This window comes from Microbacterium sp., from assembly GCF_039812165.1.
Classification (GTDB): domain Bacteria; phylum Actinomycetota; class Actinomycetes; order Actinomycetales; family Microbacteriaceae; genus Microbacterium.
The window spans coordinates 1-13038 of sequence record NZ_JBDIAB010000066.1 but is presented as its reverse complement, the minus strand read 5'-3'; the positions used below and the strand labels follow the sequence as shown (position 1 = coordinate 13038).

Genomic DNA, 13038 nt, shown 5'->3' with positions numbered 1-13038 from the left:
GATCGTGGACTGTGCGGAGACGGCGAGGCCGCCGGCCGCGGACTCGGCGCCGATCGTGACGACGCCGACGTGGGCGAGGGTGTCGCCGGTGACGTCGGCGACGGCCACCGAGGCGCCGGCCGCGAGACCGCCGAGCTGCACGCCGAGGGTGAGCGGTGCGACCCGGCGACCGGCGGCGGCGGCGGCCGAGACCGTGCCGCCCGCGACCGGCACGGCGGCGCCGTCGTCGAGGTGCGCGTTCTGGCGGGCGTCGGAGTTCAGCACGACGACCTGCCCGGCGATGACGCCGGCACCGATGCCGCCGGAGAAGGCCACCGCGGACGTGTCCTCGTTGTGCGTCGCGCGCACGCCGACGTCGCCGCCGGCGCGGACGACGGTGTCGCGGGCGATGCCGGCGTCGACGATCGAGTCGAGGTTCGCGACGACGACGGCCACGCCGAGGGCCGCGAGCCCTCCGGAGGCCGACCCGGCGAGCGCGAAGAACGTGTCGCGCGCCTCGGCGGTGACCTCGACGTGCCGGCCGGTGGTGATCGTGGCGCCGATGCCGATGGCGCTCGTGGTGCCGCCGGGGGTGGGCGGCTGGGAGAACTCGCGCGAGACGAGGTCGCTGTCGGGGGTCGCCGACGAGATCGCGGCGGTCGCGGCATCCAGCGTCGGGTTGATGCGCTGCCCCGCGCGGTCGCCGGAGGAGCGCTGAGCGCCGTCGAGGATGTGCGTGTAGCCGTCGGCGCCGCCGCCCGAGGCGTGGCCGCCGGCCGCGGACTGCGGAGCGCCGCCGTTCAGCGGGTCCTGCTGACCGCCGCCGGTGTCGTAGCCGGCGGAGGGCGAGCCGCCCGCCGTCCACACCGAGACCGAGCCCGAGACGCCGACGACGCCGCCGGCGATGCTCACCGCGTACGAGCGGATGGTGCGGATCGACATGGCGCGGATCGCGAGGTCGCGGCTCGCGGTGATGACGGCGCCGTCGCCGACCTCGGCGCGGACGGTGAGGTCCATGACGCCGATGTCGACGCCGCCGGCGACGCCGACGAACCCGCCGCCGAGGCCGCCGCCGATGGTCAGTGCGTCGGTGCGGTCGGTCGCGACGACCGAGACCGACTGGGCGGAGCCTGCTCCGTCGTCGCCGTTCACCACGGTGCGCTGCGCGCTCGTGCTGTCGATGCGGGCGATGGTCGTGCCGCGGACGAGCGTGACGTTGACCGCGCCGGCGACGCCGACGAACCCGCCGGCGGCCGAGACCGCCATGCCGAACACGGTCTGCGACGACGATGCGAGCACCGCGAGGCCGGACTGCGGCGAGGTCGGGAACGAGGTCGCCGTGACGGTGCCGTTCGGGATGCCGTCGAGCGGCGACGCCGGCTGGAGGGCGCGCGCGTCGACGGTGCTGCCCGCGCCGATCAGCGCGCGCGTGTCCTTCGTGGCCGACACGACCGCGACGCCCGCGCCGACCCCCACGAAGCCGACGCCGATGCCGCCCGAGACGGTCGTGAGCGACGTGTCGTCGGATGCCGCGACCAGGACGTTGTTGCCGGCGTCGATCACGACGCGCCCGGTGCGGGCGTAGGTGTGCACGTCGAGGACGATCGTCGCGACCGCCGCGGCGACGCCCGCGACGCCCGCACCCACCGCCGCGGCGGCGGCGGTGATCGACTCGGCGCCGGTGGCCACGACGACGATGTCGCGCGCGGCGCGCACGATCGCGCCGTCGTCGATCACGGCATCCGTCGTCAGCGTCACGATGTCGACGGTCGCGCTCGTCGCCACCCCGGCCATGCCGCCGCCGACCGCGGCCGAGACCATGAGCTGACGGAAGTCGCTGCCCGCGACGACCCGGACGGACTGCAGCGGCGAGGCGCCGGTGTTGTCGTCGTTCACGCGGGCGAGCCGGCCGATGTAGGCGTCGGTGTCGGCGGTGACGACGTTGACGTTGCCGCCCACGCCCACCCCGGCGGTCGCCGAGACGGCGGCGCTCGCGCCGATCGCGAGGATCTCGTCGCTGTTGTTGGCGATGACGGCGACGCCCCAGATGCGGTCGGTGCGCGGCGTCACGATGCGGATGCCGGTGATCTGCGCGGGGTCTCCGGGAGGCTGGGTGCCCTCGAGCACGAAGCTGTGCGCGCGGCCGGTCGCGGTGCCCGCGCTCAGCGCGATCGGCTGCGTCGCGCCGCCGGAGCAGCCGTCGGCCGACGGGGTGGCGCCGCACGGGGTCGCGGACAGCTGGAACGCGTGGGGTCCGACCGGGATCACGTAGTAGGTCTGGCCGTCGACGAGGCCGCCGATCGGGGTGCCGCCGTTCGCCGTGTAGACGACCGCGTCGCCGGCGTCGAGGGCGAGGTCGTACGGCAGCGTGACCGTGTTGCCCGACACGTCGAGGGCCGGCGTGAGGTAGGGCGCGGACCGCACCGGCACCGTGGCCTGGTCGGTCGGGTAGATGCGCTGCGACCGGCCGCCGCGTGCGGGGGCCCCGAGGACGATGGGGGCCCCGCCCTGCGTGGCCGACAGCTGCACGCGCGTGGGCGAGACGACGTGGACGTAGTACTCGGCGCCGGCGTCGAGGCCGCCGATCTCGTCCATGCCGCCCGGGTCGTAGCTGACCTGCTGGCCCTCGGCGAGCCCGTGCGCGTAGCCGAGGTCGAGCGTGATGCCGTCGCCCTGGATGGCCGTCGCCGGGGTGAAGCGCGTGTCGATGTACTGCGTGTCGTACCCGCCGGTCGTCGAGACGAGGCCGGAGCCGCCGCCGAGCGCGGTGACCTGGGAGAGGTCGCCGACGAACGCGGTGGTGGTCTTCGTGAGGATCGGGACGGCGGCCGTGACGCCGACCGACGCGGTGCCCGAGACGGCCACCGAGCCGGAGATGATGTCCATCGCGAGCACCTCGTTCGCGGCGACGCGGGCGCTGCCGCCGGCGACCACGATGGCGCGCGAGGTCGGGCACGTGGCGGTGCTCGCGGTGCCGGCGGAGCAGATCTCGCCGATGAACGCCTTGGTGGTGATGTCGTACACCGACACCGCCGCGTTGACCGCGATCGCCGCGGTGCCGGCGACGCTGCCGCCCGCCGAGACGCTCGTGACGTCCTCGCTCGAGGTGGCGTCGACGGCGACGTCGCCGGAGACGACCACGAGCGACTGCGGCGCGATCCACGCCTGCGTGTCCTTGTTCACGACCTGCACGTCGGCGCCCGCGCCCACGCCGGCGGTGCCGCCCACGGCGAGCTGACCGGCGACCGACCGCAGGGTCGTGTGGTCGGAGGCGGCGAGCATGGCCGAGGGCCAGCCGTCCGAGCCGACCCCGTCGACGGTGACGCCGCGGTCGAGGTGCGCCGTGGTCGTGTTGTTCTGCACGCCGATGGTCACGGCGCCCGAGACGGCCGCGGTGCCGCCGACGGTGCCGGCCACGGCGACGAGCCACTGGTCCTCGCTCTGCGACGCGGTCACCGTGAGCCCCGTGCCGCCGCGCGCCCACACCGTGTCGCCGGCGGCGACGTACGCGTCGACGACGCCGGTGCGCACGAACACGACCGACGCGACGCCGATGCCGGCGGTCGATCCCACGCCGACGCCGCCGGCGAACAGGACCATCGTGACGGGGTCGGATGCCGCGATGGTCACCGATCCCCGCGCCCGGACGGTGGAGGGGGTCTCGGGTCCGCCGTCGATGTACGCGCGCGTGCCCGGGTCGCTGTCTCCCTCGTTCACGACGAGCACCGTGAACGACCCGGTCACGCCGGCGGTGGAGGCGGCGGCCCCGCCCGCGACGATCTCGGTGAAGCCCTCGCCGGCCGTGGCGGTGAGCCACACCGAGCCGCCGAGGTCGGCGACGACGCCGCGGCCGACGAACGCCCGCACGTCCTTGTTGTGCACGCCGACGATGAGGGCGAAGCCGACGCCCGCGCTCCCCGTGGTGAGCCCCAGGGCGCCGGCGAGCTCGACGAGCTCGGACTGGTCGGATGCCGTGAACGCGAGGTCCTGCGCGGCCACGACCGCCACGTTCTGGTTCACGCGCGCGGCGTCGCCGAGGAACGCCTGCGTGGTGCGGTTCATGACGTCGACGATGACCGAGCCCCCGACCGCGGCGTCGCCGCCCGCCGCGGCGGCGCCGAGGGCGACGGCGGTGAAGGCGGGGAGCGTGATGAGCGGCACCTCGGGTGCGGCGAGCGGCACGAGGGATGCCGTGGCCCGCCCGATGATCGAGCCGCCGGCGTCGATCGTGGTGGGCCGCTCGAACGACGAGTCGATGTGGGCGCGGGTCGTGGCGTCGACGTACTGGACGACGATGGCCGCCCCCACGCCGGTGCCGCTCGTCGTGAACGCGCCCGAGACGGCGAGGGTCTGGAGGCCCATCGGGTTGCTCGCGTCGAGGCCGACGTTCCCCGTGACCGTGAGGCTCGAGCCCTCGCCGATGACGGCCTCGTTGACGAGCTGCAGCACCTGCACGCCGACCGAGCCGGCGACGCTCGCGTCGCCGCGACCGCCCGCGGCCGAGATCGCCCAGGTCTGGAAGTCGTTGCGGGCGCCCGTGGGGGTGATGCCGGTGATCGAGACCGAGCCCGCCGTGATCGTGGCGCCCGCGCCGATCGACCCGCGGTTGGTGACGGTGACGACGTTGAGGCCGACCGCCGCGCCGATGTTGCTGCTGCTCGTCTCGAGGCTGTAGCTGGTGCCGATCGCCTTGGCGACGGCATCCGTCTCGTTCGTGGCGAGCACGGCGAGCGCGCCGGTGAGGGTGATGACGAGGCCGGGGGCGACGATCGCCTCGTTCTCGACGGTGACCCAGTTGACGGTGACCGCGGCGCCCACGCCCACGCCGTCGCTGGACTGGCCGGACTGGCTGTTCGCCTGCCCGTTCGCGCTCGACACGTTGCTGCTCGCCGAGGGCAGCGAGCCGGTCGTGCCGCTCGTGGCGGGAGTGCCGCTCAGCTGGTCCTGCGCCTGGGCGTCGGAGTTCTGCGCGCCGCCCTGCGTGCTGCTCTTGGTGCCCTGGGCGCTCGCGGTCGCCTCGGCGCGCGTGTGCAGCTCGGTCGTCGCGATGAGCCACAGCGAGGCACCGGTGATGTCGCGGTACACGGCGGCGATCGGGTCGATGTCGACGACGTTGATGACGATGATCGCGCCGACCGCGACGCTCGCGCCTGCGGCGTCGGCGTTGCCGGTGACGGTCGCCGACCCCTTGTACGTGCCGCGGACGACGATGTCGCCGGAGGCCACGAACGGCCGCGGGCCCGGCGTGCCGATGCGGGCGAGGGTGACGGGGAGGACGACGTTGATGCCGACGGCGGGGCTCACCGCGTTGCCGCCCGACGAGCCGGCGGTCACCTCGGCGATCACGGTGTCGGTCGCGTCGGCGGTGACCCACACGTTCGCGCCGCCGGTGACGTCGGCGCCGTCCTCGATCTCGGCGCGCGTGAGGTTGACGGCGATGACGTTGATGGCGACCGATGCGCCGACGCCCGTGCTCGAACCGCCGCCCTTCGCGTCGGCCTTGGCCTTCGCGGTGTCGGTGCGGAGGTTCTCGGCCGCGACGACGACGTCGCCGGTGCCGAAGTCGACGACGGCGCTGGAGGGGATCCACGCCTCGGTGCGGTCGGTGACGATGTTGAGCGCGACGGCGCCGGCGACGCCGACGTCCGGCGAGCCGGCGCCCGCATTCGCGATGGCGGAGAAGTCGTGGCTGCGGTCGGAGCCGACCGCGGTCATGGTGGCCGACGCGGTGAAGCCGTTGGCCTGCACGGTGGTGTCGGCGCCCGCCCACGCGCGGTTCTCGAGGAACACGAGGTTGAGGGCCACCGCGGCGCCGACCCCGGCGTCCTTGGTGGCGAGGGCGGTGCCGTCGGCCTGGACGATGCCGTCGACCTGCTCGCTGGCCAGCAGCAGCACGGCGCCGCCCGCGATGAGGGTGAGACCGTCGGGCAGCCACGCGCGCGCCGAGACGTCGGCGATGTTGAGGGCGATCGCGGCGGCGACCGAGACGCCGCCGTCGCTCGTCGACGCCGACGGGTTCGAGCTGTTCTGCACGCCCGCGCCGCCGGTGTCGAGGCTCTGCTGGTTCGCGTAGGTGCGCTGCGACGAGAGCTGGCCGTCGACGCCGCCGGCCGGGGCGTCGCCGCTGGACTCTCCGGGCGCGCCGCTCGCCGACGCGCTCGCGGAAGCGCCGTTCAGCGACGAACCGCTGGCCTGGAAGCGGATCTCGCCGCCGGCGGTGATGCTGCGGCGGGTCGTGGCCTCGACGGTGTCGAACGCGAAGTTGAGCGCGAGCGCGACGCCGATCGCGGCATCCGTCGCCCCGGTCGCCACGGCGCCGGCCGTCGTGCGCGCGGCGGCGGTCTGCGAGGCGGAGACGAGCACGCGTCCGGTGGCCTCGAGCGGGCCGGAGGCGAGCGCGCCGATCGTGGCGCGCGTCGTGACCGTCGAGACGGTGAGCGCGATCGCGGGGGTGACCGTGACCTTGCCGCCCTTGGCGCCCATGCTCGCCTCGGTCGTGGTCTCGTCGATCGTCCCCGCCGCGACGGTGAGGTCGCGGGCGCCGGTGAGCTCGACGTCGTCGTCGATGCGGGCGATCGTCGTGTTGGTCGCCAGCGCCAGGGCGAAGGATGCCCCGACCCCGGCGTCGCCCGTGGCGACGACGCCCTCGCCGGCGGGGAGCGCCTTGACGGTCGTCGCGACCTTGCTGCCCGCGACGATCGAGGCGTCGCCGCCGGTGAGGGTCACGGTGCCCGAGACGGCGGCGAGGGTGTCGAACGTCGAGATCGCGAGAGCCACCGAGCCGGCGACGGAGATCTTGCCGCCGCCTGCGCCGGACGACGAGATCGCCCGCACCGTGGACGTGTCGTCGGCGCCGTCGACGGTCTGCGTCGCGCTCACGCTCAGGGCGTGCGCCGCGACGGTGAGCGTCGCCGGGACGACCGCGCGGTTGACCGTGGAGTTGTACGTGATCGCGATGCCGGCGCCGATCGCGGCGTCCCCGCCCTTCGACGACGACCCGTCGCCGCCGGAGGAGGCGTCGGTGTTGACCGACGACGCGAGCGTGAACGTGCCGCCTGCGACGATGCTGTCGACCTGGGGCTCGACGAGCGCCTCGGCGCGGACGGTCGCGATGTCGATGCCGATCGCGGCGGCGACGTTGACGGGACCGCTGGAGGTCTTCGCGCTCGGTGTCGAGGTCGAGCCGGAGGGCTGCGCGCCGTACGAGGTCGCGGTGCTGTCGGCGTAGCCGCGCTGGCCGCCGACGAGCTGGTCGACGCCGGTGCCCGCGGCTCCGCCCTCGGTGGCCGGGTCGCCGGAGCCTGCGTCCTGGTCGTTCTCCGGCGCGCCGGCGGCGGAGGCGGTGGCGAGCGCGCTCGAGGCCGACCAGCTCGAGGCGGTGAGCGAGACGTCGCCGGCGGCGGTCGTGTCGCGGCCCAGCACGGCGGTGACGGTGTGGTCGGCGATCGTGAGCGCGAGGCTGACGCCGACGGCGGCGTCGGTCGAGGCGATGGCGGCCGCGGTCGCCTGGGTCGTCGCGGCGGCGTGCTGACGCGCGGTGATCGAGACGCTGCCCGCGGCCTCGAGCACTCCGGTGCCGATGCGGGCGAGGGTCGTGACGGCCGAGATCACGATCGCGATGGCCGGGGCGACGGCGACCCCGCCGCCCTTCGCACCCATGCGGGCCTCGGTGGTCGTGGCATCCGTCGCCGTCGCCGTCAGCGTCACGTTGCGCGCGCCGGTGAGCGAGACCTCGTCGGCGACGAGCGCGGTCGTGGTGTGCGTGTCGAGGGTGAGGGCGAACGCGGCGCCGACGCCGGCGTCGCCGGTTCCGGAGGCGCCGTCGCCGACCGGCAGGGCCGTCACGGTGCTGGTGACGGCGCTCGCGGCGGTGACCGCGACATCGCCGCCGGTGAGGACGACCGTGCCGTAGATCGCGGCGAGCGTGTCGGTGAGGAGGATCGCGATCGCGACGGCGCCGGCCACCGAGACGTTGCCGCCCGCGGCGCCCGCCGCGGCGGCGGCGCCGTAGCCGGCGGTGGTGTCGGAGCCGTTCGGGGTGACCGTGGCCGACACGGTCAGGTCGTGCGCGGAGACGGTGAGGGTCGCCGGCACCGTCGCGCGGTTCGTGACCGTCGCGAGGGTCAGCGCGACGCCGGCGCCGACGGTGGCGTCGCCGGTGGCGGCCGACGACCCGTCGCCGCCGGAACGGGCGTCGGTGTTGGCGGAGGAGGCGAGGGTGACCGCGTTCGCGGCGGTGATGGCGGAGACCGCGGGATCGATGACGGTCTCGGCCACGATCGTGGCCACGACGATGCCGACCGCCGCGGCGACCGCGACGGCGCCGCCGCTCGTCGAGGCACTGGGGTTCTGCTTCGTGCCCGAGCCGGCCCCGCCGTTGGCGGTCGCGACGCTGTCGGCGTTGTCGCGCTCGCCCTGGGCGAGGCTGTCGACGCCGTTGCCGGCCGTGCCGCCGGAGCCGCTGTTCTCCGGCGCACCCGCGGCGGACGCGGTGGCGAGGGCGCTCGACGACGAGATGCTCGCGGCGCGCAGCGAGACCGAGCCGCCGGCGGTCGTGTTGCGGGCGAGCGTCGAGGTCGCGCCGTGGTTCGCGATCGTCAGGGCGAGCGCGACGCCGATCGCGGCGTCGGTCGCGTCGAGGGTGATGGAGGCGGCGGTCGTGTCGGCGGATGCGGTCTGCGTCGCGGTCATCGCGAGGTCGCCCGCGAGCTGGAGCACTCCGGTGCCGAGGCGCGTCTGCGTGGTGACGTTCGAGATGGTGATCGCGACGGCCGGGGCGAGCGCGACGCCGCCGCCCTTGGCGCCCATGCGGGCCTCGGTGGTCGCGGCATCGGTCGCCGTCGCCGTCAGCGTCACGGTGCGCGCTCCGGTGAGCGAGACGCCGTCGGCGATCTCGGCGCGGGTCGTGTCGGTGATGAGGTTGAGGGCGACGGATGCCCCGATGCCGGCGTCGCCGCTCGCGCTGACCCCCTCGCCCACGGGCAGGGCGGTCACGGTGCTGGCGACGGCGCTCGTGGCGGTGAGGGTCGCGTCGCCGCCGGTGAGGATCACGGTGCCGTAGACGGCGGCGAGCGTCGTGTGATTGACGACGGCGAGGGCGAACGAGCCGGCGACGGAGATCTTTCCGCCGCCCGCGCCCGAGGTCGACGCCGCCCCGAACGTGGCGGTGGTGTCGGCGCCGTCGGGCTGCACGAGCGCGGCGACGGTGAGGTCGTGCGCCGTGACGGTCAGGGTCGCCGGCACCGTGGCGCGGTTCGTGACGTTCGCGAGGGTGAGAGCCACGCCGGCGCCGATCGTGGCGGAGCCGGAGCCGGCCGCCGAGCCGTCGGCCGACGACGTGGCGTCGGTGTTGGCGCCCGCGGAGAGCGTGACGGACGTGCCCGCGACGATCGCGGTGACGGCGGGGGTGATGATCGTCTCGGCGCGGACGGTGGCGATCGTGATGCCGATGGCCGCGGCGACGTTGACCGGGCCGCTCGAGGTCTCGGCCTCGGGGGCCGCCTGACCGCCCGAGCCGGTGCCGCCGTTGGCGGTCGCGGTGCTGTCGGCGAAGTCGCGCTCGCCCTGGGCGAGCTGGTTCACCCCGTCGCCGGAGCCGCCGCCGGGGTTGCCCGGGTCGCCGGAGTCGGCCGTGTTCTCCGGGGCGCCGGCGGCGGACGCGGCGGCCCCCGCCGACGAGCCGGAGACGCCCGCGGCGCTCAGCGCGACCGCTCCGCCCGCCGTCGTGTTGCGGGCGAGGGTCGAGGTCACGGTGTGGTTCGCGATCGTGAGCGCGAGGCCGACGCCGATGCCGGCGGTCGCCGCGTCGAGCACGGCGGCGGTCGAGGTCGTGGCGACGGTCGCCTTCTGCGTGGCCGCCATCGTGAGCGTGCCGCTCACCTGCAGGACGCCGGTGCCGATGCGCGTCGCGGTCGTGACGTTCGAGAGGGTGATCGCGACGGCGGGGGCGAGTGCGACCTTGCCGCCCTTGGCGCCCATGCGGGCCTCGGTGGTCGCGGCATCCGTCGCCGTCGCCGTCAGCGTCACGTTCCGCGCTCCGGTCACCGAGACGCCGTCGGCGACGTCGGCGCGGGTCGTGTCGGTGATGAGGTTGAGGGCGACGGATGCCCCGAGCCCGAGCTGTCCGGTCGCGGTGACGCCCTCGCCGGCCGGGAGCGCGGTGACGGTGCTGGCGACGGCGCTCGCGGCGGTGACGGTGGCGTCGCCGCCGGCGAGCACGACGGTGCCGTCGATCGTGGCGTTCGTGTCGTGGTTGACGATCGCGAGTGCGAAGGAGCCGGCGACCGACACCTTGCCGCCGCCGGCGCCCGCGATCGATGCGGCGCCGAACGTCGCGGTGGTGTCGGCGCCGTCGGCGGTGACGGTGGCCGAGACGGTCAGGTCGCGCGCGCTGACGGTGAGGGTCACCGGCACGGTCGCGCGGTTGACGACGTTCGCGAGGGTGATCGCGACCGCCGCGCCGATCGTGGCGGTGGCGCCCTGCGACGCCGAGCCGTTCGCCGACGAGGAGGCGTCGGTGTTCGCGCTCGTGGCGAGTGTGACGGCGCCGGTCACGGCGATCGAGGTGACCGCGGGGTCGATGACGGTCTCGGCGCGAACGGTGGCGAGCGTGATGGCGACGGCCGCGGCGACGTTGACCTTGCCCTGCGACGACGCCGCGCTCGGCGTCGTCGCGGAGCCGGTGCCGGCTCCGCCGTTGGCCTGGGATGCGGCGCCGGCGTGCGCGCGCTCGCCCGCGACGAGGTCGTCGACACCGGGGCCGGAAGCGCCGCCGGGGTTGCCCGGGTCGCCGGAGTCGTCGGCGTTCTCGGGGGCGCCCGCGGCCGACGCGTTCGCGACCGACGTGGCATCCGAGATGCTGCTCGCGCGGAGGCTCACGGCCGCGGCGGTGAGGTTGCGGGCGAGCGTCGTCGTGGCGGTGTGGTTCGCGATCGTGAGGGCCAGGCCGACGCCCACGCCGGCGGTCGCGGCGTCGAGGACGGCGGCGGATGCCGTCGTGCCCGCGGTGGCCTTCTGCGTCGCGGTCGCGGTGAGGTTGCGGGCGAGTCCGAGGACGCCGCCGCTGCCGATGCGCGTGGTCGTGGTGACGTTCGAGAGGGTGATCGCGACGGCCGGCGAGAGGGCGACCTTGCCGCCCTTCGCACCCATGCGCGCCTCCGCGGACGCGGCATCCGTCGCCGTCGCCGTCAGGATCAGGTCGCGGGCGCCCGTGAGCGACACGTTGTCGCCGATGGTCGCCGTGGTCGTGTCGGTCACGAGCGCGAGCGCGACGGACGCGCCGAGCCCGAGCTGACCGGTGGACGTGACGCCGGCGCCCGCGGGCAGGGCCTTCACGGTCGTGGCGACGTCGCTCGTCGCCGTGATGGTCGCGTCGCCGCCGGCGAGCGTGACGGTGCCGTCGATGCCGGCGGTCGTCGTGTGGTTCACGACGGCGAGAGCGAACGAGCCTGCCACCGACACCTTGCCGCCCCCGGCGCCGGCGATCGACTCCGCACCGAACGTCGCGGTGGTGTCGGCCCCGTCGGCGGTGACGGTCGCCGACGCGGTCAGGCTGCCGGCCGACACGGTGACCCCGGTCGGGACGACGGCCCGGTTGACGACGTTCCCGAGGGTGATCGCGACGGCGGCGCCGATCGTGGCCGTCGCGCCCTGCGACGCCGACCCGTTCGCCGACGAGGAGGCGTCGGTGTTGGCGCTCGTGGCGAGCGTCACGCTCCCGGGCGTGGAGACCGTGATGGCCGGGCCGAGGATCGTCTCGGCGCGGACGGTGGAGAGCGTGATCGCGACGGCCGCGGCGACGTTGACCTTGCCCTGAGACGACTCCGCGCTCGGCGTCGTCGCGGATCCGGTGCCCGCGCCGCCGTTGGCCTCGGAGGCCGCACCGGCATGGGCGCGCTCCCCCGCGACGAGGTCGTCGACACCCGCGCCGCCGGCACCGCCGGGGTTGCCCGCGTCGCCGGAGTCTGCGGCGTTCTCTGGAGCGCCGGCCGCGGACGCCGTCGCGGTGGACGTGGCGTCGGAGACGCTACTGGCGCGCAGCGCGACGTCGCCGCCCGCGGTGAGGCTGCGCGCGAGCGCGCTCGTGACGGTGTGGTTCGCAATGGTGAGCGCGAGGCCGACGCCGACGCCCGCGGTCGCGGCATCCAGCACCGCCGCGTTCGCCGTGCTCGTCGCCGTCGCCCGCTGCGTCGCCGTCGCCGTGAGGCCGCCGGAGAGAGCCAACGTTCCGCCGGAGCCGACCCGGGTGAGCGTCGTGATGTTGGAGAGTGCGATGCCGACGGCCGGCGAGAGGGCGACCTTGCCGCCCTTGGCGCCCATGCGCGCCTCGGCGGTCGCGACGTCGGTCGCGGTCGCGGTGAGCGCGAGGTTCCGCGCGCCGGTGAGCGACACGTTGTCGCCGATGGTCGCGGCGGTGGTGTCGGTCACGAGGGCCAGGGCGACCGAGGCGCCGAGGCCCAGCTGACCGGCGGTCGTGACGCCCGCGCCCGCGGGCAGGGCCTTCACGGTCGTGGCGACATCGCTCGTCGCGGTCAGCGTGGCGTCGCCGCCGGTCAGCACGACCGTGCCGTCGATGCCGGCCGTGGTGGTGTGGTTCACGACCGCGAGCGCGAACGATCCCGCGACCGACACCTTGCCGCCCCCGGCGCCGGCGATCGACTCCGCACCGAACGTCGCCGTCGTGTCCGCACCGTCGGCGGTCACCGTGGCGGATGCCGCGAGGCTCCCGGCCCGGATCGTGACACCGGCCGGGACGACAGCCCGGTTGGTGACATTGGCCAGGGTGATGGCGACGGCCGCGCCGATCGTGGCCGTCGCGCCCTGCGACGCCGATCCGTTCGCGGACGACGCCGCGTCGGTGTTCGCGCTCGTGTTCAGGGCGGCGGCACCGGTCGTCGTGACCGTGATGGCCGGACCGAGGATCGTCTCGGCGCGGACCGTGCTGAGGGTCACCGCGACGGCGGCCGCCGCGTTGACCTTGCCCTGCGCCGACTCCGCGCTCGGCGTCGTCGCCGCGCCGGTGCCTGCGCCGCCGTTCGCGGTCGAGGCGTTCCCGGCGTT

The 13038-nt window shown here is 75.4% G+C and carries 1 protein-coding gene; it reads right to left on the bottom strand.

Annotated features, from left to right (window positions below; translation table 11 throughout):
* On the bottom strand, positions 1-13038 hold a 13038-nt coding region (locus WML84_RS07415), incomplete at both ends, for a hypothetical protein (RefSeq protein ID WP_347345504.1).